The organism is Leifsonia sp. KNZ12-8B (assembly GCF_056755495.1).
The window spans coordinates 1-20,284 of the sequence record NZ_JBPGXM010000067.1 but is presented as its reverse complement, the minus strand read 5'-3'; the positions used below and the strand labels follow the sequence as shown (position 1 = coordinate 20,284).

General features: G+C 73.1%; 14 protein-coding genes and 1 tRNA gene. 10 read left to right on the top strand and 5 right to left on the bottom strand.

Translation table 11 applies throughout. The annotated features are described in order from the left end of the window. Window positions 1-28: 28 nt before the first annotated feature. A complete protein-coding gene (locus ACR9ZG_RS11280) occupies window positions 29-1,642 on the bottom strand; it encodes a dolichyl-phosphate-mannose--protein mannosyltransferase (RefSeq protein WP_481284930.1) in 1,614 nt (537 codons plus the stop codon). 107 nt (window positions 1,643-1,749) lie between these two features. Between ACR9ZG_RS11280 and rsmI the strand changes: the two genes are divergently transcribed. From rsmI to ACR9ZG_RS11255, 5 genes are read left to right on the top strand one after another with little or no spacing between them, the layout of a single operon-like run. Further along, a complete protein-coding gene (rsmI, locus tag ACR9ZG_RS11275) occupies window positions 1,750-2,568 on the top strand; it encodes a 16S rRNA (cytidine(1402)-2'-O)-methyltransferase (protein WP_481284929.1) in 819 nt (272 codons plus the stop codon). Window positions 2,569-2,621: 53 nt separating this feature from the next. Further along, a complete protein-coding gene (metG, locus tag ACR9ZG_RS11270) occupies window positions 2,622-4,211 on the top strand; it encodes a methionine--tRNA ligase (RefSeq protein WP_481284928.1) in 1,590 nt (529 codons plus the stop codon). Continuing rightward, the gene (locus ACR9ZG_RS11265) at window positions 4,208-5,137 is read left to right on the top strand and encodes a TatD family hydrolase (RefSeq protein WP_481284927.1); all 930 of its coding nucleotides are present in this window, start codon (window positions 4,208-4,210) and stop codon (window positions 5,135-5,137) included. The genes metG and ACR9ZG_RS11265 overlap by 4 nt, the downstream gene beginning before the upstream one ends. After that, window positions 5,134-5,982, top strand: coding sequence for a 16S rRNA (adenine(1518)-N(6)/adenine(1519)-N(6))-dimethyltransferase RsmA (rsmA, locus tag ACR9ZG_RS11260; protein WP_481284926.1), 849 nt, complete (start codon window positions 5,134-5,136; stop codon window positions 5,980-5,982). The genes ACR9ZG_RS11265 and rsmA overlap by 4 nt, the downstream gene beginning before the upstream one ends. A gap of 53 nt (window positions 5,983-6,035) precedes the next feature. After that, window positions 6,036-6,980 (top strand): 4-(cytidine 5'-diphospho)-2-C-methyl-D-erythritol kinase, encoded by a 945-nt coding sequence (locus ACR9ZG_RS11255; RefSeq protein WP_481284925.1) that lies wholly within the window; start codon window positions 6,036-6,038, stop codon window positions 6,978-6,980. A 254-nt stretch (window positions 6,981-7,234) separates the two neighbouring features. On the opposite strand, the gene ACR9ZG_RS11250 is transcribed toward ACR9ZG_RS11255, so the two are convergent. Next, window positions 7,235-10,171 carry a helix-turn-helix transcriptional regulator gene (locus tag ACR9ZG_RS11250; RefSeq protein ID WP_481284924.1) on the bottom strand — a complete coding sequence of 979 codons (2,937 nt, stop codon included), beginning with the start codon at window positions 10,169-10,171 and terminating at the stop codon, window positions 7,235-7,237. A gap of 181 nt (window positions 10,172-10,352) precedes the next feature. Between ACR9ZG_RS11250 and ACR9ZG_RS11245 the strand changes: the two genes are divergently transcribed. Both ACR9ZG_RS11245 and ACR9ZG_RS11240 read left to right on the top strand, forming a co-directional pair. Next, window positions 10,353-12,182 carry an ABC-F family ATP-binding cassette domain-containing protein gene (locus ACR9ZG_RS11245; RefSeq protein ID WP_481284923.1) on the top strand — a complete coding sequence of 610 codons (1,830 nt, stop codon included), beginning with the start codon at window positions 10,353-10,355 and terminating at the stop codon, window positions 12,180-12,182. Window positions 12,183-12,222: 40 nt separating this feature from the next. Beyond that, the gene (locus ACR9ZG_RS11240; protein WP_481284922.1) at window positions 12,223-13,842 is read left to right on the top strand and encodes an acyl-CoA dehydrogenase family protein; all 1,620 of its coding nucleotides are present in this window, start codon (window positions 12,223-12,225) and stop codon (window positions 13,840-13,842) included. Between the two features lie 111 nt (window positions 13,843-13,953). Here the strand turns inward: ACR9ZG_RS11240 and ACR9ZG_RS11235 are convergent, their stop codons facing one another. After that, window positions 13,954-16,464, bottom strand: coding sequence for a CDP-glycerol glycerophosphotransferase family protein (locus ACR9ZG_RS11235; RefSeq protein ID WP_481284921.1), 2,511 nt, complete (start codon window positions 16,462-16,464; stop codon window positions 13,954-13,956). A 65-nt stretch (window positions 16,465-16,529) separates the two neighbouring features. Beyond that, a complete protein-coding gene (locus ACR9ZG_RS11230) occupies window positions 16,530-17,051 on the bottom strand; it encodes a MarR family winged helix-turn-helix transcriptional regulator (RefSeq protein WP_481284920.1) in 522 nt (173 codons plus the stop codon). 67 nt (window positions 17,052-17,118) lie between these two features. Here ACR9ZG_RS11230 and ACR9ZG_RS11225 point away from each other — a divergent pair. From ACR9ZG_RS11225 to ACR9ZG_RS11215, 3 genes are all read left to right on the top strand, one after another. After that, window positions 17,119-17,190, top strand: a tRNA-Gln gene (locus ACR9ZG_RS11225). Window positions 17,191-17,222: 32 nt separating this feature from the next. Then, complete coding sequence (gene glmU, locus ACR9ZG_RS11220) at window positions 17,223-18,674, top strand: bifunctional UDP-N-acetylglucosamine diphosphorylase/glucosamine-1-phosphate N-acetyltransferase GlmU (protein WP_481284919.1); 1,452 nt, start codon at window positions 17,223-17,225, stop codon at window positions 18,672-18,674. Next, window positions 18,675-19,652: a ribose-phosphate diphosphokinase gene (locus tag ACR9ZG_RS11215; RefSeq protein WP_481284918.1), complete on the top strand. Its 978-nt coding sequence runs from the start codon at window positions 18,675-18,677 to the stop codon at window positions 19,650-19,652. It begins immediately after the preceding gene. Window positions 19,653-19,733: 81 nt separating this feature from the next. Here the strand turns inward: ACR9ZG_RS11215 and ACR9ZG_RS11210 are convergent, their stop codons facing one another. Next, complete coding sequence (locus tag ACR9ZG_RS11210; protein WP_481284917.1) at window positions 19,734-20,084, bottom strand: hypothetical protein; 351 nt, start codon at window positions 20,082-20,084, stop codon at window positions 19,734-19,736. Between the last annotated feature and the right edge of the window lie 200 nt (window positions 20,085-20,284).

Here is a 20,284-nt window from a genome sequence, read left to right as displayed (position 1 = left end):
AGATGTGTATAAGAGACAGCTCCCCGGCTCACACCCAGCTGGGCAGCCACATGTGGATCTGCCAGAACCAGAACGGCACCTGCTGGCCGGTCCAGATCGGCCAGAAGAACGCGCTCACCAGCGTCGCCGCCACGAGGAACACCGTCACCCAGGCGATCCCGGTCCGGCGTCGCCGCTCCGGGTCGCGGCGCGACCCCAGCACGACCGCGATGGCGGCCGTGAGGGCGAGGATCAGGTAGGGCTCGAAGGCGATCGAGTAGAAGGTGAAGATCGTGCGGCCCATGTAGAGCAGCCACGGCACGTACCCCGCCGCGAGTCCGGTGAGGATGAGGCCGAGCCGCCAGTCCCGGTACCGCACCAGCCGGTAGGCGACGAACACCACCGCGGCCGTGGCCGCCCACCAGATGAGCGGGTTCCCGAGGGACGTGATCGCCGCCGAGCAGCTGGACGACGTGCAGCCGGACTGTCCCATCGTCGTGCCGACGTAGTACATGCTCGTCGGCCGGATCTGCAGCAGCCAGGTGAGCGGGTTCGACTGATACGGGTGCGGCACGTGGAGGTTGATGCTGTAGTTGTACATCTCCGTCTGGTAGTGCCAGAGGTTCTGCACCCACAGCGGCACCCACGACAGCAGGCCGCCCCACTGCGCGTGCACCGACTCCGCCCAGTGCCGGTAGTAGCCGCCGTCGGTGGCGATCCAGCCGGTCCAGGTCGCGACGTAGGCCACGAAGGCGATCGGGACCATGAGCACGAAGGTCGCGGGCGCCTGCTTGAGCAGCGCGCCGCTCGCGTAGAAGGGGATGCCCTCACGCCGCCGCGCCAGCGCATCGACCACCACGGTGTAGACGGCGAAGAACGCGAGGAAGTAGAAGCCGCTCCACTTGACCCCCGCGCACAGCCCGCACAGCAAGCCGGCGGTGATCAGCCAGGGCCGCCACCACAGCACCGGCCCCCAGGCCGGGTCGCGCCCCTCCGACCGCTCCGCCACGAGCCGCGCGGCCAGGCGGTCCGCATGCCATCGCCGGTCGAGCAGGAGGCAGCCGAACGCGAGCAGCGCCAGGAACATCACCGAGTTGTCGAGCAGGGCCACCCGGCTCATGACGATCGCGTGCCCGTCGATCGCGAACAGGAAGCCGGCGATCGTCGCGAGCACGGTCGAGCGGAACAGCGCCCGCGCGATGAGGAACACGACGAGCACCGCGAGGATGCCGACGATCGCCGTCGACACCCGCCAGCCGAAGGAGTTGCCCGCGCCGGTCGCCGCCATGCCGAGCGCGATGATCCACTTGCCGAGCGGGGGATGCGCCACGAACGACGGATCGCTCTCGAAGACGTCGACCGACCCGGCGTTGAAGCTCTGATCCGCCTTGGCCGGCCAGCTCCCCTCGTAGCCGAGGTGCAGCAGGGTCCACGAGTCCTTCACGTAGAACGTCTCGTCGAAGACGAGCGCGTGCGGCGAGCCCAGGTTCCACAGTCGCAGCACCGCCGCCAGCAGCGTCACGCCGATCGGCGCGCCCCAGTACCAGATCCGGAGCCGCAGCGGCGTGCGGAGCACGCGCGCCCACCAGTCGTCGAGCCTGCTGCCGAGCGGCACGGGCGCGGCCGCGGGCAGGGCGGGATCGGTGAGCGGAAGGGAGGTCACCACGCCATGCTAGGGCGCGGCGCCCCAGGATCGGCTGGAGGCGCACATCCGGTGCAGAGCCCGTCGTCCGGCCTGGCCTGTGGAGAGGCCCTGTCAGACTGGAGGGCATGATCATCCTCGCCGCCACCCCCATCGGCAACCTCGGCGACGCCTCCGCCCGGCTGGTCGAGGTGCTCGGCGAGGCCGCCGTCGTCGCGGCCGAGGACACCCGCGTCGCCCAGCGCCTCCTGGCCGGCCTCGGCGTCGCCAACCGGCCCCGCCTGATCGCCCTGCACGACCACAACGAGCGCGACCGCGCCGCCGAGCTCGTCGACCTCGCCCGCGACGGCGACGTCGTCGTGCTCTCCGACGCCGGCATGCCCACGGTCTCCGACCCCGGGTTCCACCTCGTGGAGGCCGCGGCCGCCGCCGGCGTCGGCGTCACCGCCCTGCCCGGCCCGAGCGCGGTGCTGACGGCGCTCGCCGTCTCCGGCCTCCCCACCGACCGTTTCACCTTCGAGGGCTTCCTGCCGCGCAAGCCGGGGGAGCGGCGCTCCGCCCTGCGCGCGCTGGCCGCCGAGCCGAGGACCATGGTGTTCTTCGAGTCGCCCAACCGGCTCGCCGCCTCCCTCGCCGATCTCGCCGCGGAGCTGGGCGACGACCGCCGCGTCGTGGTGTGCCGGGAGCTGACCAAGCTGTACGAGGAGGTGCGGCGCGGCACCGCCGCCGAGCTCGCGGAGTGGGCGGCGGTGGGCGTGCGCGGCGAGATCGCGATCGTCGTGGCGGGCGCTCCGCCGCGCGCAGCCGACCCGGAGACGGCGCTCGAGCAGGTGCTCGCGCTGGTCGCCTCCGGCACCCGCCTCAAGGACGCCGCCGCCGAGGTGGCCGAGGCGACGGGCCTCGGCCGCCGCGACCTCTACCAGGCCGCCCTGGAGCGCCGCCGCTGAGCGAGCGGGTAACACGCCGGGACGGGCCCGCTCGCGCCCGTAGGATGGTCTGCATGTCCGACGGCTCCTCGTTCTACATCACAACGCCGATCTTCTACGTGAACGACGTCCCGCACATCGGGCACGCGTACACGGAGGTCGCGGCGGACGTCCTCGCGCGCTGGCACCGCCAGGCGGGCGACGACACCTGGCTGCTGACGGGCACCGACGAGCACGGGCAGAAGATCCTGCGCACCGCGACCGCCAACGGCACCACCCCGAAGGAGTGGGCAGACCGGCTGGTGACGAACGAGTGGCTGCCGCTGCTGAAGACGATCGACATCGCCAACGACGACTTCATCCGCACCACGGACGAGCGGCACGAGACCAACGTGCAGAAGTTCCTGCAGAAGCTGTACGACGACGGGTTCATCTACGCGGGCGAGTACGAGGCGCTCTACTGCGTCGGCTGCGAGGAGTTCAAGCCGCAGAGCGAGATCGTCGACGGCGTGGGCGAGTACGAGGGCCAGAAGGTGTGCGCCATCCACTCGAAGCCCCTCGAGCTGCTGCAGGAGAAGAACTACTTCTTCCGGATGAGCGACTTCGCCGACCGCCTGCTCGCGCTGTACGAGGAGCGCCCCGAGTTCGTGCAGCCGGAGTCGGCGCGCAACGAGGTCGTCAGCTTCGTGCGCCAGGGCCTCAGCGACCTCTCCATCTCGCGCTCCAGCTTCGACTGGGGCATCAAGGTGCCGTGGGACGAGGCGCACGTCGTCTACGTCTGGTTCGACGCGCTGCTCAACTACGTCACGGCGATCGGCTACGGGCAGGACGACGCGGAGTTCGAACGCCGCTGGCCCGCGACCCACATCGTCGGCAAGGACATCCTCCGCTTCCACGCCGTCATCTGGCCGGCGATGCTGATGGCCGCGGGGCTGGAGGTGCCGCACCGGGTGTACGGGCACGGCTGGCTGCTCGTCGGCGGCGAGAAGATGTCGAAGTCCAAGCTGACGGGCATCGCGCCGACGCAGATCACCGACACGTTCGGCTCCGACGCGTTCCGCTACTACTTCATGCGCGCCATCGCGTTCGGCCAGGACGGCTCCTTCAGCTGGGAGGACCTCTCGGCGCGCTACCAGGCCGAGCTCGCCAACGGCTTCGGCAACCTCGCCTCGCGCGTGGTCGCCATGGTGACCAGGTACTTCGACGGCGTGGTCCCGGCCGCCGGCGTGTACCAGGAGGCCGACCTGGCCGTGCAGCGCGTCGTCGCGAAGGCCACGGCCGACGCCGACGCCGCGATGAGCCGGCTCGCCATCCACGACGCCCTCACCGCCGTGTGGACCGTCGTCGACGAGCTGAACGGGTACATCACGGTCCAGGAGCCGTGGTCGATCGCCAAGGACGAGACGCAGCGCGAGCGGCTCGGCTCGGTGCTGTACACCGCGGCGGAGGGCCTGCGTGCGCTCGCCGTGCTGCTCTCGCCGGTGATCCCGCAGGCCACCGCGAAGCTGTGGGACGCGCTGGGCGCGTCCGGCTCGCTGGGCGCCCTCGACGCGCAGCGGCTGCGCAGCGCCGGCGACTGGGGGCAGCTGCCGCCTGGCACGACGGTCAGCCCGCTCCAGGCGCTGTTCCCGCGGATCGACGCGGACGCGGTGCCGGGCGCATGACCGACCCGGCGTTCATCCGGCAGCGGCACGTCACCGACGGCCGGGACCTCGCGTACCCTCCGCTGCCGGAGGCGCTGACCGTCCCGGTCTACGACAACCACACCCACCTCGAGATCGCCGACGGCGAGCAGCCGCTGGACTACCGGGAGCACCTCGACCGCGCCTCCAGCGTCGGCGTGCGCGGCGTGGTCCAGGTCGGCAACGACGTCGAGACCTCGCGGTGGTCGGCCGAGATGGCCGCCATCGAGCCGCGGATGCTCGCGGCGGTCGCGCTGCACCCGAACGACGCCCCCGACTACGCCGAGCGCGGGGAGCTGGACGACGCGCTCGCCGTGATCGCCGAGCTCGCCACCCGCCCGCGCGTGCGCGCGGTCGGCGAGACCGGGCTCGACTTCTTCCGCACCGAGGCGGGGCCCCGGCGCGACGCGCAGTTCCGGTCCTTCGAGGCCCACATCGAGATCGCGAAGCAGAACGACCTCGCCCTGCAGATCCACGACCGCGACGCGCACGCGGCCGTCGTCTCCACCCTGCAGCGGGTCGGCGCGCCGGAGCGCACGGTGTTCCACTGCTTCTCCGGCGACGCCGAGCTCGCCCGGGTCTGCGCAGACAACGGCTGGTACATGTCGTTCGCCGGCAACATCACCTTCAAGAACGCGCCGAACCTGCGGGAGGCCCTGTCCGCGGCCCCGCGGCACCTCATCATGGTCGAGACGGACGCGCCCTTCCTCACCCCGACGCCGTACCGCGGCCGGCCGAACGCGCCCTACCTCATCCCGCACACGCTCCGCGCGATGGCGGAGATCATCGGCACCGACCCCTCCACGCTCGCCGCCCAGATCAACTCCAACACCGAGCTGGTCTACGGCCGCTGGGACAGCGAGCCGGTCGGGCCCCCGCCGACGCAGCCGATCGGGATCATCGCGTGAGCGAGGTGCGCCTGCTCGGCCCCGCCGAGATCCGCGACCTGGCCGAGCTCACGGGTGTGACGCCGACCAAGAAGCTCGGCCAGAACTTCGTCATCGACGCCAACACGGTCCGCCGCATCGTCCGCGTGGCCGAGGTGGAGGCGGGGGACGTCGTCGTGGAGGTCGGCCCCGGCCTCGGGTCGCTCACCCTCGGCCTCCTGGAGACGGGCGCCCGCGTCGTCGCGGTCGAGATCGACGGCCGGCTCGCCGAACAGCTCCCCGTGACGGTCGCACAGCTCGCGCCGGACGCCGCCGCGCGCCTGACCGTGATCCACCGCGACGCGCTGGCGATCACCGAGCTGCCGGAGCAGCCGTCGCGACTGGTGGCGAACCTCCCGTACAACGTCTCGGTGCCGGTCCTGCTGCACCTCCTGGAGCACTTCCCGTCGCTGCGCTCCGGCGTCGTGATGGTGCAGGCGGAGGTCGGCCACCGGATCGCCGCCGATCCCGGCTCCAAGGTGTACGGCGCCCCGAGCGTCAAGGCGGCCTGGTACGGGCGCTGGCGCACCGCCGGCACCGTGAGCCGGCAGATCTTCTGGCCGGTGCCGAACGTCGACTCGGTGCTCGTCGGCTTCGAGCGGCACGAGCAGCCCTTCGGCGACGAGGAGCTGCGGCGGCGCACGTTCCAGCTCGTGGACGCCGCGTTCCAGCAGCGCCGCAAGACCCTCCGGCAGTCGCTCGCGCCCGTCTACGGCGAGCCGTCGGCGGCCGCGGAGGCGCTGGAGGCGGCCGGCCTGCAGCCCACGCTCCGCGGCGAGCAGCTCACCCTCGACGACTTCGCGCGGCTCGCCGCCGCCCGGGCGTGACGGCACCCCGCGCCCAGCGCGTCCTGCTCCCTGCGACTGTGTAGGTTTGAGCCATGGTCGACGCGGGAGCGGGGTGGGACGCGGACGTCGTGCACGTGCGCGCGCCGGGCAAGATCAACGTCTTCATGCGCGTCGGCGCCGTCATGGAGGACGGGTACCACGACGTCGCCACGGCGTACCAGGCCGTCTCGCTGTACGAGGACGTGCGGGCGTACCCGGCCGACGACTTCTCCGTGACCTTCGGCGGCTCGATCGACGCGAGCGCGCTGCCGACCGACGACACGAACCTCGCGATCAAGGCCGCGCGCCTGCTCGCCGAGCACACCGGCTACGCGGCCGGCGTGCGCCTGGAGATCGACAAGCAGGTGCCCATCGCGGGCGGGATGGGCGGAGGCTCGGCCGACGCGGCCGCCACGCTGGTCGCGTGCGACGCGCTCTGGGGCACGGAGATCGGCCGGGAGGAGCTGCTCGCGCTCGCGGCGCGGCTCGGTGCCGACGTGCCGTTCGCGCTCGTCGGCGGGACCGCCGTCGGCACGGGCCGCGGCGATCAGCTGAGCCCCGCCCTCGCGACCGGGCAGTTCCACTGGGTGCTCGCGCTGCCCGAGACGCAGCTCAGCACACCGCAGGTCTACCGGGAGCTCGACCAGCACCGCGAGCGGCACGCGCGGGACATCGCGCCCGCCCAGCTGTCGCCGACCGTCGACTCGGCCGTGCTGCAGGCGCTGCGGGCCGGCGACCCGCAGATGCTCGCGGACGCGCTGACGAACGACCTCCAGGCCCCGGCCATCCACCTCGCCCCGCAGATCGCGGACGTGCTCGAGCTGGGCGAGCTGAACGGCGCGCTCGCCGGGATGGTGTCGGGCTCCGGCCCGACCGTCGCCTTCCTGACGGCCGATCTCGACTCGGCGCTCGACCTGCAGATCGCGCTCAGCGCCGCGCGGCTCACCGCGGTGCGCGCGGTCGGCCCGGTGCACGGCGCCCGCATCCTGGGCGACTGACGACCGGAGCCGCCATCCCTTCCGGACCTGTGCGCGCCTCGACCCGGCGTGTCGCGGGCAGAAGTCCGGACGTGACGGCGGTGTGGAGGGCGTGGAGCGTGCGGAGGCTGCCCGCGGATGCCCGGATCGCGCGTATGTCGGGTTGAGACGATTCGTCGATTCGGAAGCGTTTCCATCCGCGCGACCGGGCATCCCAGGTGATCTCAACGCTACCGAGCCGTGCCCCCGCGACCCTAGCCGGCGGGGGAAAACCGTCAACTCTTGACGGGTCCGCCCCGCGGCGACCGGCGGCCCAGCGCGAGTCCGCGCAGGTCGCGCCGCGAGCGCAGGCCGAGCTTGGCGAGGATGTTGCGCACGTGGAAGTTGACGGTCGTCACCGAGACGTAGAGGCGCTCGGCGATCTCCTTGTTCGTCATCCCGGCCGCGAGGGCGTGCGCCACCTGCCGCTCGCGCGTGGTCAGCGCGGCCAGCGGGTCGGAGGCGGTGGCCGCTCCGGCCGCCGCTGCCGCCCCGGAGGGCTCGGCCCCCGTGGCGTCCGGCGCCGCCGGGCGCAGCCGGTCGAGCGCCCGCGCGGCGCGGGTCAGGTAGCCGGAGGCGCCGAGCGAGCGGAACGTCGTCGCCGCCTGCTCCAGGAGGTCGACGGCCCGCGCCCGGTCCTCGGCGGAGGCGGCGACGTCGTCCCCGGCGGCGCTGCGGTCGGCGGCGCCGCCGAAGCCGCCGAGCAGGAGTCCCGCGTCGAGCGCGGCGATCGCGCGCGGGAAGGGGAAGAGGCCGCCCGCCGGATCGTCGAGCTCCGCGAGGGCGGCCGCGCGCGCCTCGGCCGTCCGGCCCTCCGCCTGCAGCACGCGGCCCTCCAGCCAGCGCAGACCGCCGTAGTAGGGGCGCCAGAGGCCGGGCGCGGCGCAGCGCTCGAACGCCTCCCGCGCCTCCGCCGGCCGGCCGAGCGCGGCGAGCGCGTCGACGCGGTACGTCAGCCAGCCGAGGTTCGAGCCGCGGTTGCCCGCGGCCTCCGCCTCCTCGGTGGCGGCGAGCTGGTCGGCGGCACGGCCGAGCGCGCGGGCGAGCTCGGCGCGCGCGAGGTACGGCAGGTCGCCGTCGTACGAGCCGGTGATGCCGGGGCGGGCCTCGGCGGCGGCGCGCAGGCGCTCCTCCACGGCCTCCGCCTCGCCGCGCCCGGCCCGCACGAGGGTGGAGGTCCAGAGTGCGATCGGCCAGCACGACAGGTCGGTCTCGTCGAGGGCGAGGGCGACCGCGGTGTCGGCGAGCGTGACCGACTCCTCCCACTCGCCGACGAGGAAGAGGAGGTGCGCGTGGATCGTGCGGGCGAAGCCGGCGGTCCAGCTGCCGGGGAACCGCCGGACGAGCGCGTTGGCGCGGGCGAGGTCGGCGCGGGCCGGTTCGATCTGCCCGCCGAGGATGTACACGCGGGCCCGGCCGACCAGCGCGTCGATCGCCGCCGGCGACTCGTGCGATCGCAGGAGGCTGTCGAGCTCGGCGGTGAGCGGCTGGAACAGGTCCGGCCGCCTGGCGTGCGCCGAGGAGATGAGCGCCCAGCCGAGCAGCCGCACCAGGTGCTCCTCGGGCTCCGCCATCCAGCGCAGGGCGGGGTCCGCGATCTCGTCGGGAGCCGGGCAGTCCGCGATCAGCCGCCGTGCCCGCTCGAGGTGGTCGAGCACCGCGCCGAAATCGCCCATCGCCATGAACACCTTGGGCAGCGCCTCGGCGGTGTGGACCCGGATCGCGCGCGCGTCAGGCTCGTCGTCGGTGGCGGCCTCCAGGGCGAGGCCGAAGGCGAGGGCGCCGGGGATGTCGCCGGTCAGCGTCCGCAGCTCGAGGAGGACCGCGTCGCGCGCCGGGCTGGCGGGCAGCGCCTCCATCGCCTCCCGGAGGTCGAAGATGCGCTCGTGCAGCCGGAACCGCATCGCGATCAGGCCGATCTCGATCAGCGCGCGCTCCCGCTCGGCGCCGGACGCGAGGTGGACGGCGGACCGGGCGTAGCTGAGCGCCTGCTCCGGCTGGTTCCGGTCGGCGCTCGCGAGGGCGGCCGCGAGCAGCTCGTCGACCAGGGTGGGGTCGGTGCGGTCGGCGGCCTCGACCCGGTGCCGCAGCGCGCGGTGCCCGGTGAGCACGTCGGCGGCGGCCCGGTGCAGGGCGACCCGCCGCTCCAGCGGCACGCCGGCGGCGAGGGCGTCGGCGAGCAGGGCATGCGCCGCCTCCACCCACACGACGCCGTCGCGCTGGCCCGCGTGGACCAGCCCGCGGGAGACGGCGCCGGGGATGTCCACGGCCGTCCCGATCCGCTCGGCGATCGTGCCGACGAGGGGGAGGGGGAGCGGGTCGCGCAGGACGGCGACGGTCTCAGCCGCCTCCCGCACGGACGGGTCTGCGCCCTCGAGTGCGGCGGCGACCGCGGTCGTGAGGGATGCGGAGGCGGCGGCGGGCAGATCCCACCCGGCCGGGTGCAGCGCGCGGGCGAAGCTCTCGCGCAGCTGCCCCAGCACGACGCTCAGCAGCAGCGGCGACCCCTGCGTCGCCTCCGTGAGCCGCGTCGCGGTGCGGCGCGAGATGGCGTGGCCCAGGAGGTGCTGCGCAAGCTCCTGGGTGTCCGCGACCGTCAGCGGGGCGAGGTCGACGCGCGCGTGGTTCACGGTGGCGGCCGCGAGGTCGTCGAACAGCGCGATGACGCTGTTCGGCTGCGGCCGGGTCGCCGCCGTGAACAGGAATCCCTGGTCCGCGAGCCGCCGCACGACGAAGCGCAGCGCCCGCGCCGACGGCTCGTCGACCCACTGCGCGTCGTCGACGACGAGGCACACCGGCCCGTCGAGCGCGTCGATGGCGTCGAGGAGCAGGCGCCCGACCGTGAGCGCGTCCGCGGAGGGGTCGGGCAGCGGCAGCCGCGAGGCGTCGCCGCCGCGCAGCGCGTTGAGCCCGCGGATGAGGGTCTCGACCGTCGCGTAGGCGAGGTCGGACTCGAACGAGTCGGCGTGCACGCGCAGCACCGTCCAGCCGTCGAGCCGCTGGGCGACGTCCGCGAGCAGCGCGGTCTTGCCGAGCCCTGCCTCCCCGGTCACCAGCACGGCGCCGCCGCGGTCCACCGCACGGTGGGCGACGAGCAGGATGGTCTCGCGCGCCTGGTCCCGTCCGAACAGGGTCCTCGCGGCGCCTCCGTCGGCGTCGTCCTCCGTGGCCACGTCGCTTCTCGCGGGATCTCCGGAGCGGTCCTGCACTGCAACCCCCGTTCCAGGACGCGCAGGGATCGGGTCGCGCGTCCGGTCCCTGGATCATCGCATGGCTCCCGCAGCGCCGGAATCACCCGTTGGAGGGGGACGGCGGAGGTCCGGCGCCGCCGTCCCCGGTAGGCTGGAGACCCTCATGGCTCATCTCCTCGGCGCCGAATCCCTCCACCTCGAGTACCCGACCCGCGTCGTCTTCGACGCGGTCACGCTCGGGCTCGCCGAGGGCGACCGCATCGGCATCGTCGGCCGCAACGGCGACGGCAAGTCCACGCTGCTCGGCCTCCTCTCCGGGAGGCTGGAGCCGGACGCCGGGCGGGTCACCCGGCGCCGCGATGTCTCGGTCGGGATGCTCGACCAGCGCGACGAGCTGCCGGACGCCCTGACGGTCGGCCGGGCCATCGTCGGCGACCGCGAGGAGCACCTCTGGGCGGGCGACCCGCGCGTCCGCGACGTGCTCGCGGGCCTCGTGGCCGACATCCGCTGGGAGGCGACGATCGGCGAGCTCTCCGGAGGCCAGCGCCGGCGGGTGGCGCTCGCGGCGCTCCTGGTGCACGACCACGACATCCTGTTCCTGGACGAGCCGACCAACCACCTCGACATCGAGGGCGTCGCCTGGCTCGCCGCGCACCTGAAGACCCGCTGGCCCAGCGGCCAAGGCGCACTCGCCGTCGTCACGCACGACCGCTGGTTCCTCGACGAGGTCTCCACCGGCACGTGGGAGGTGCACGACGGGATCGTCGAGCCGTTCGAGGGCGGGTATGCGGCGTACGTGCTGCAGCGCGTCGAACGCGACCGCATGGCCGCCGTCGCCGAGACCAAGCGCCAGAACCTCATGCGCAAGGAGCTGGCGTGGCTGCGCCGCGGCGCCCCGGCCCGCACCTCCAAGCCGAAGTTCCGGATGGACGCCGCCGCGACGCTCATCGCCGACGAGCCCGCCCCGCGCGACTCGGTCGCGTTGACGCAGATGGCGACGGCCCGGCTCGGGAAGGACGTGGTCGACCTCATCGACGTCGGCGTCGAGTACCCGCCCAAGACCGTGCTGCAGGGCGTGGAGTGGCGCATCGCGCCCGGCGAGCGCACGGGCATCCTCGGCGTGAACGGCGCGGGCAAGTCGACCCTCCTCGGACTCGTCGCGGGCACGGTGCAGCCCAGCGCCGGCACGGTCAAGCGCGGCAAGACCGTGAAGATCGCGACCCTGACGCAGCAGCTCGCCGAGCTCGACGAGCTGGCGGACCTGCGGGTGAGCGCGGTCGTGGCGGAGAAGCGCACGACCTACCTCGCGGGCGGCAAGGAGGTGTCTCCCGGGCAGATGCTGGAGCGCCTCGGCTTCACCAACGCGCAGCTGTCCACCCCCGTGAAGGACCTCTCCGGCGGTCAGAAGCGCCGGCTCCAGCTGCTGCTCATCCTGCTCGACGAGCCCAACGTGCTGATCCTCGACGAGCCGACCAACGACCTCGACACCGACATGCTGGCCGCGATGGAGGACCTCCTCGACTCCTGGCCGGGCACCCTCCTCGTCGTCTCGCACGACCGCTACCTGGTCGAGCGCGTCACCGACCAGCAGTACGCGGTGATCGACGGCCGGTTGCGCCACCTCCCCGGCGGCATCGACGAGTACCTGCGGCTGCGGAAGGGCCAGGCGCCGTCGGCCTCCGCCTCGGCGGCGTCGGCGGTGCGCGGCGGCGCGGCGGCAGCCGTTCCCGCCGGGGCCGGCTCGGGCTCCGCAGCGGCTCCTGCGCTCACCGGCGCCGCCCTGCGCGCCGCCGAGAAGGAGCTCGCGTCCATCGACCGCCGCCTGGCCCGCCTCGCCGACCAGGTCGCGGCGACCCACCAGGCGCTCGCCGACCACGACCAGAGCGACTACGTCGGCCTCGGCGACCTGACCGAGCAGCTGCGCGGCCTGGAGGGCGAGATCGCGGACCTGGAGACCACCTGGCTGGAGCTGTCGGAGCGGCTGGAGGGCTGAGCCGGGCGGCGCCCGCGAGCGCGCATTAGACTCCACCCGCATGAGCACTCACGACGTCGTGAACCAGCCGCCGCCGCGCGTCGACGTGGACGAGTTCGCCGCGAACGTGCCGCTGCGCGAGGCGGTGGAGCGGTATGACGCCGGGTGGGCGCTCACCGCTCTCGGCGCCGTCGGTCGCCACGTCGGCTCCGCCGCGTTCCAGGCGGACGCCGAGCGGGCGAACGTCCGGGAGCCGCAGCTGCGCGCCTTCGACCGCTGGGGCGTGCGCATCGACGAGGTGGAGTACGACGAGAGCTACCACCGCATCCTCGCCTCCGCCGTGGAAGCGGGCGCCCACACCGCGGCGTTCGCCGACCCGCGGCCCGGCGCTGCGGTCGCGCGGGCGGCGACGTTCATGCTGTTCGCGCAGGTCGAGCCGGGGCACGCCTGCCCGGTGTCGATGACGCACGCCGCGGTGCCGGCGCTCGCGGCGGACCCGGACCTCGCCGCCGAGTGGATGCCGCGCCTGCTCAGCCGCGACTACGACGGCCGCCTCGTGGCCGGCAAGTCCTCGGCGCTGTTCGGCATGGCGATGACCGAGAAGCAGGGAGGGTCGGACGTCCGCGCCAACACGACGCGCGCGCTCGCGGACGGCGGCGGGCGCTGGCTGCTGACCGGCCACAAGTGGTTCTGCTCCGCGCCCATGTCGGACGCGTTCCTGGTCCTTGCCCAGACGTCGGCAGGGCTGAGCTGCTTCCTCGTCCCGCGTGTGCTGGAGGACGGCACCCGCAACGTCTTCCTGATCCAGCGCCTCAAGGACAAGCTCGGCAACCGCTCCAACGCGTCGAGCGAGGTGGAGTTCGACGGGACCGTCGGCTTCCTGCTCGGCGAGGAGGGCCGCGGCGTCCGCACGATCATCGAGATGGTGAGCCGCACCAGGCTCGACTGCGTGCTCGGCAGCGCTGCCGGGATGCGGCAGGGCGTGGCGGAGGCCGCCTGGCACGTCAGGCACCGGTCGGCATTCGGTGCGCGGCTCGTCGACCACCCCGCGATGACCGCGGTGCTCGCTGACCTGGCGCTCGAGTCGGAGGCCGCGACCGCGCTCGCGCTGCGGCTCGCCCGCGCGCACGACGACGACGCGTCCGAGCAGGAGGTCGCCTTCCGCCGGCTCGCCACCGCCGCCGGCAAGTACTGGGTCTGCAAGCGCGGGCCAGGGCATGCGGCCGAGGCCCTCGAATGCCTCGGCGGCAACGGCTACACCGAGGCGTTCCCGCTGGCCCGGCGCTACCGGGAGCAGCCCGTGATGGCGATCTGGGAGGGATCGGGCAACGTGATCGCGCTCGACGTGCTGCGCGCCCTCACCCGCGAGCCGGCGCCGCGCGAGGCGTTCGACGCCGAGCTCGCGGCGGCGCGCGGCGTGCACGCGGCCTTCGACGCCCACCACGACCGGCTGCGGAGCAGGCTCCGGGAGGCGGCGGCCGACGGCGCGCCCACCCAGGCGCAGGCTCGCTCGCTCGTGGCCGCGCTCGCGGTCGCGCTCCAGGCCTCCCTGCTCATCCGCACGGCGCCCGCCGCCGTGTCCGACGCGTTCGTCGCCGCACGGCTGGGCCTCGACCGCGGCGCCCTGTACGGCGAGCTGCCCTCCGGCGTCGACGTGCACGCGCTCGTCGCCCGCGCCTGACAGCGCCGGATCCGCCGCACCCACATCCCCGCACCCACATCCCCCGAAGGGTGTCATTGTGTCGCTATTCCGCCCGAATGGCGGCAGAACGACGCCCCTCGGCGGAGGGCGCTACTGCTGCACCGGCTCGCGCACCGCGCCGATCGCGCGGTAGAACTCGCCGACCGCCTTGCGGTTGTAGGCGATCGGGTCGAATCGGCTCTCCGGCACCTCGCCGCGCAGGAACGCGCGCATCCCGTCGGTCACGCCCTCGTCGGTCTGCGGGACCACGAGGCCGCTGCCGGCCGGCAGGGCGTTCTTGGCGGAGGCGAACTCGACCGTGACGATCGGCAGGCCGAGCACCAGCGCCTCCAGCAGCACCATCGGCTGGCCCTCGTAGTCGCTCGACAGCACGAAGCAGTCGGCGCGGGCCATGATCGCGTGCGGGTTGCGCTGCATGCCGGTGAGGAACACCGAGCCCTCGAGCCCCAGCTCGGCGACCAGGGCCGCCAGGTCGCCCGCGAGCGGTCCGGAGCCCACGACGACCAGCCGCGTCGCCGGGTTCTCGGCGTGCACGGCCGCGAAGGCGCGGATGAGCCTGGCCTGGTTCTTCTCGGGCGACAGGCGGCCGACGTTCACGAACGTCGTGATGTCGTCGCCGGCCATCAGGGCCTCCGCCCAGTCCGGCACCGACCCGGTCTCCTCGTCGAAGGTGAGCTCGTGGAGGTCGCCGGCGGCGTTCTCGAGGATGTGCTCGGCGTCGACCGTGTTGAGCGCCGACACGAACTTCTCCGGGCTCGCGTACTCGGAGAGCGACGCGCGGTTGATCTCGGCGAGCGTCGGGGAGACCGACACGAGGTGGTCGTACTGCCCGTAGAGCGTGAACAGCTGCGTGAGGCTGTGCAGCATCCGCTTCTCGCCGTTCACCTCGCGGTGCGCGTCGGAGGCGAGGTCGTTGTGCAGCCAGATGGCCCGCTGGGCGTCGGGCGAGTGGAGGAGCAGCGTCGCCCAGAACGGCCCGTACCCCGAGAAGTCGACCACGTAGTCGAACCGGCTCTCGCCGAAGCAGCGGTACCACTCGTCGTCCCACAGCCGGTTCTGCGCCGGGATGTCGGCGTGCTGCGCGATGCGTCCGCGCCGGAAATCGAGGTGCCTGGCCAGATGCCGGAGCTTGGCGCCGTTCATGCCGCCGACGCGCGGGAACTGGCGCACGGCCGGGTTGATCTGCTCCTGCTTCGCGACGCTCGCCCGGGAGCGGCTCTGCGCGAAGAACGCCGACACGTCGTACCGGTCGTGGTCGATGTTGTTGAGCAGGTTGAGCGCGGAGGTGGTGATCCCGTTGGGCCGCATCCCGCCGAGGTACAGCAGGATCTTCTCGCGGCCGTCGTCCGCGAGGTCCGAGCGCAGCCGGTACCCGTCGCGCACGCCGCGGAACACGATGTCGACCACGCGGGCCGAGGCGCCGCCGTCCTCGTACGGGGTGAACCGGCGCTGCATCGACAGGTAGCGCTCGCGATGGCTCTCCGGCACCCGGTCGCCGTCGGCGGCGATCGCGGCGATGGCGTCGCCGAGCTCCAGCGCGGAGGCGAACGTCGGGCCCGGCCACTCCTCCGGCTCGAAGTAGAGGCCGCGGGTGCCGGCGTAGTCGGCCAGATCCGGCGTGAAGAACAGGATCGGCCGGCCGGTCTGCAGGAAGTCGAAGAAGATGCTCGAGTAGTCCGAGATCAGCAGGTCGGACGCGCCGAGCACCAGGTTGGTCGGGATCTCGTTCGGGACGAGCAGCCGCCGGAGCTCCGGCCGCTCGACCGCCAACTTGTGCACGGTCTGGTGCGTCTTCAGCAGCACCGCGTAGCGGCTCGTGTCGATGCGCTCCTCGATGCGGGCGATGTGATCGAGCAGTTCGTCGAGGTCGTCGGTGGGCCGGCCGAAGGTGGCGCCCTTCCAGGTGGGCGCGTACAGCACGATCTTGCGGTCGCCCAGCGGGATGCCGGCCTCGTTGAGCCGTCGGCGCACGTCCGCCCGCCCGCGATCGTCGACCAGCTGCCGGTCGATGCGCGGGTAGCCCTCCTCGATGAGGGTGCCGCGGTAGACCCCGGTGAGCTTGTACGCCGTCTGGTACATCTGCACGGACATGAACGGGTTCGCCGCGAGCAGGTAGTCGGCCTGGACGAAGTTCCGGATGATGTTCGCGGTCGCCAGCGCGCCGCCCGCGATGTCGTAGCCCATCCGCTTGAGCGGGGTGCCGTGCCAGGTGTTGAGGTAGACCTGGCCGGGCCGCTTGGAGAAGTCGGGCGGGAAGGTCGCGTTGTTGACGAGGTACTGGCTCGTCGCCAGGGCGCGGTAGTACGCGGCCGAGCCGTAGCGGACGAACGAAACGCGCGGATGCCCGGCGAACTCCTCGACGGCGGCGCGGTACTGCTTCAGGTCCGACAGCGCCCAGATGTGGGTGAGGTGCTGCAGATCCTCCGCGGCCAGCAGCTCCCGGAACAGCGCCTCGGGGTTGTCGAGCATCCCGTTGCCGGAGAAGGACTCGTAGAGCACGGAGCCGAGGACCAGCGGCTGCCGCCTCCAGTGCGCGTGGATCTCGTAGCGGGCTGCGCGTTTGGCCCGGGCGGGAAGGCGCTTGAGGCGGGAGAGCTTCATATCGCCCCGATTTTATGAGAGCCCGATAACGGTCTCCTGGGAGCGCGGCGAACGCCCGCCCGCGGCTACGACTCGACGTCGAACCCCAGGCTCAGCTTGCGCAGCAGTGCCGCGATGCGCTCCTGCTCGGCGGCCGAGAGCGCCTCCAGGAGGTCCGCCTCCGCATCCACGAGCCGGGTGATCGCCGCGTCGACCCTGGTGAGTCCCTGCGCGGTCATCTGCACGAGGATGCCGCGGCCGTCGTTCGGGTCGGTGCGGCGCTCGACCAGGCCGCGGGCGACCAGGCGGTCGATGCGGTTCGTCATGGTGCCGCTGGAGACGAGGGTCTGCTGCAGCAGCGCCTTCGGGCTCAGCTGGTACGGAGCCCCCGCGCGGCGCAGGGCGGAGAGCACGTCGAACTCCCACGAGTCGAGGTCGGAGCGCTCGAAGGCCCCGCGGCGGGCTCGGTCGAGGTGGCGGGAGAGGCGGTCGACGCGCGACAGCACCTGCAGCGGCGAGAAGTCGAGGTCGGGCCGCTCCCTGCGCCACGCGCCGACGATGCGGTCGACCTCGTCGCGCGCGCCCGCGACCTCCTGTGCATCCGGCATCCCCCCATGCTATTGGGGGAGGGCGAAGTGGAGGTCTGGCAGACTGTCATACGCGCGATCGGCGCGGTCCGCCTTGGTGTAATGGCAGCACGACAGCCTTTGGAGCTGTGAGGTCCAGGTTCGAGTCCTGGAGGCGGAGCGGCACGCCGCCACACCGACCCCGGGAGGGACATGACCGACCAGAATCTCGCCATCGTCGTACTCGCGGCGGGCCAGGGGACGCGGATGAAGTCCGCCACCCCGAAGCTGCTGCACCCGCTCGGCGGCATCCCCATCGTCTCCCACGTGCTGGCCACGGCGAAGGAGCTCGACGCCGCGCACGTGATCGCGGTGGTGCGGCACGAGCGCGACCGGCTCACCGAGGTGATCGCGGCGGACCTCCCGGAGGCGGTCATCGTCGACCAGGACGAGGTCCCCGGCACCGGCCGCGCCGTCGAGCAGGCCATCGCCGCCCTCCCCGGCGGGTTCGAGGGCGACGTGCTCGTCGTCAACGGCGACGTGCCGCTGCTCGACGCGGGCACCCTGCGCGAGCTCATCGCGACGCACCGCTCGGGCAGCGCCGCCGCGACCATCCTGTCGACCTTCCCGGCCGACGCCACCGGCTACGGCCGCATCGTCCGCACCCCGGAGGGCCGGCTCGACCGGATCGTGGAGCACAAGGACGCGAGCGAGGAGGAGCGCGCGATCGGCGAGATCAACGCCGGCATCTACCTCTTCGGCCTGTCGCAGCTGCGCGACCGGCTCGCCGCGGTGACCACCGACAACGCGCAGGGCGAGAAGTACCTCACCGACGTCATCGGGCTGCTGCGGGAGGCCGGCTTCGACGTCGACGCGCTGCCCGTCTCCGAGTCGTGGCTCGTCGAGGGCATCAACGACCGCGCCCAGCTCAGCGACGCGGCCGCCAAGCTCAACGCACTCGTCGTGCGCACCTGGCAGCTCGCCGGCGTCACCGTCCAGGACCCGGCGACGACCTGGATCGACGTGAAGGCGAAGCTCGCTCCCGACGTCACGATCCTCCCCGGCACCCAGATCCGCGGCGCCACCCTGGTCGAGACGCGCGCGGTCATCGGGCCGGACACCACCCTCCTCGACTGCGAGGTCGGCGAGGGCGCGACTGTCAAGCGCACCGACGCCACGCTCTCGGTCATCGGCGCCGGAGCGACCGTCGGGCCGTTCTCGTACCTCCGCCCCGGCACGGTGCTCGGCGAGAACGGCAAGATCGGCACCTTCTCCGAGACCAAGAACGCCACCATCGGCGCCGGCACCAAGCTCGCGCACTTCAACTACGTCGGCGACGCGGAGGTGGGGGAGAAGTCCAACCTCGGCGCCGGCGTCATCACCGCCAACTACGACGGCGTGAACAAGCACCGCACCACCATCGGGTCGCACGTGCGGGCGAGCACGAACACGGTGTTCGTCGCGCCCGTTAGGATGGGTGACGGAGCGTACACCGGGGCGGGAACGGTCGTCCGCAAGGACGTCCCCGCCGGATCCCTCGCCATCACCGTCGCCCCGCAACGGAACATCGAAGGCTGGGTCGCGGACAAGCGGCCGGGCACCGACGCCGACACGGCCGCCAAGGCTGCGGCGGACGGCAGCGGCCGCGACGAGAGTGGAGAGTAAGTGTCAGGGATCACCGCGACCGGCCAGAAACGACTCGTTCTGATCTCGGGGCGCGCGCATCCCGAGCTGGCCCGCCAGATCGCCGAGTCCCTCGGCAGCGAGCTCGTCCCGACGGACGCCCGCACCTTCGCCAACGGCGAGATCTACGCCCGCTTCGACGAGAGCGTCCGCGGCTCCGACGCGTTCGTCATCCAGTCGCACACCTCGCCGATCAACGAGTGGCTCATGGAGCAGCTCATCATGGTGGATGCGCTGAAGCGCGCGTCCGCCAAGCGGATCACCGTGGTCGCCCCCTTCTACCCGTACGCCCGCCAGGACAAGAAGGGCCGCGGCCGCGAGCCGATCTCGGCCCGCCTCGTGGCCGACCTCTTCAAGGCGGCCGGCGCCGACCGGATCATGTCGGTCGACCTGCACGCGGCGCAGATCCAGGGCTTCTTCGACGGCCCGGTCGACCACCTGTTCGCCATGCCGGTGCTGCTCGAGCACATGCGGCGCGAGCTCGACCCGTCGACCCTGACCGTCGTCTCGCCCGACATGGGCCGCGTCCGCGTCGCCGACATCTGGAGCGACAAGCTCGGTGCGCCGCTCGCGATCATCCACAAGCGCCGCGACCCGCTCGTCCCGAACCAGGTGTCGGTCCACGAGATCGTCGGCGACGTGGCGGGCCGCGTGTGCCTCCTGGTCGACGACCTCATCGACACCGGCCGCACCATCGTGAAGGCGGCGGAGGCGCTCAAGGCCAACGGCGCGACCGGCGTCGTCGTCGCCGCGACCCACGCCGTGTTCAGCGACCCCGCGGTGGAGCTGCTGCAGAGCGACGTGATCGACCAGGTGGTCGTGACAGACACCCTCCCGCTGCCCGAGCACAAGCGCTGGGACCGCCTGACGGTGCTGCCGATCGCGCCGCTGCTGGCGGACGCGATCCGCGAGGTCTTCACGGACGGCTCGGTCACCTCCATGTTCGACGGGGCCGCCTGAGCCGCGCGCGCGTCCTTCCGCCGAGGGGCGTCGTTCTGCCGCTATTCCGTCCGGATAGCGACAGAACGACGCCCCTCGGCGCTAGCGGAGGTCGTGCGGAGTGGAGGGGATGAGGCCCAGCGGAGCGACCCAGGTCGCGTCGCCCTCGGTGTTGAGCGCGTAGCACTGCCAGCCGGGGCCGAGTGGTCCGGCGAGCTCGAAGCGGGCGGAGGAGCCGACCGAGTCCGGCTCGTAGTGGCGGGCGTACACGTCGCACGTGTACCCGGCCGTCGTCGTCTGGATGCTGATCGTCAGCAGCACGCCCGGAAGCACGAGCGCGACCAGCGCGACCACCACGAAGACGCGGGTCGCGATGGTCATCGAGCGCCCGCGGAGCGGCCGCTCGCCGAGCGGCTCGTACTCCGCCAGCTCCGGGTGGTCCTCGTACGTCACCCTCCGAGTCTCCCTCCCCGCAGCCCGCGAGTACAGGAAAAGTGGGGCCCGGGCGGGGGGGGGGGGGGGGCGGGGGGGGGGGGGGGGGGGGGGGGGGCGGGCCGGCGGGGGGGGGGGGGGGGGGGGGGGGGGGGGGGGGGCGGCGGGGGGGGGGGGGGGGGGGCCGGCGGGGGGGGGGGGGGGGGGGGGGGGGGGGGGGG

Coding starts and splice junctions, on each gene's coding strand:
- rsmI (WP_481284929.1), top strand. CDS start 1,750: ATGATCATCCTCGCCGCCACCCCCATCGGCAACCTCGGCGACGCCTCC.
- metG (WP_481284928.1), top strand. CDS start 2,622: ATGTCCGACGGCTCCTCGTTCTACATCACAACGCCGATCTTCTACGTG.
- ACR9ZG_RS11265 (WP_481284927.1), top strand. CDS start 4,208: ATGACCGACCCGGCGTTCATCCGGCAGCGGCACGTCACCGACGGCCGG.
- ACR9ZG_RS11255 (WP_481284925.1), top strand. CDS start 6,036: ATGGTCGACGCGGGAGCGGGGTGGGACGCGGACGTCGTGCACGTGCGC.
- ACR9ZG_RS11245 (WP_481284923.1), top strand. CDS start 10,353: ATGGCTCATCTCCTCGGCGCCGAATCCCTCCACCTCGAGTACCCGACC.
- ACR9ZG_RS11240 (WP_481284922.1), top strand. CDS start 12,223: ATGAGCACTCACGACGTCGTGAACCAGCCGCCGCCGCGCGTCGACGTG.
- ACR9ZG_RS11235 (WP_481284921.1), bottom strand. CDS start 16,464: ATGAAGCTCTCCCGCCTCAAGCGCCTTCCCGCCCGGGCCAAACGCGCA.
- ACR9ZG_RS11230 (WP_481284920.1), bottom strand. CDS start 17,051: ATGCCGGATGCACAGGAGGTCGCGGGCGCGCGCGACGAGGTCGACCGC.
- glmU (WP_481284919.1), top strand. CDS start 17,223: ATGACCGACCAGAATCTCGCCATCGTCGTACTCGCGGCGGGCCAGGGG.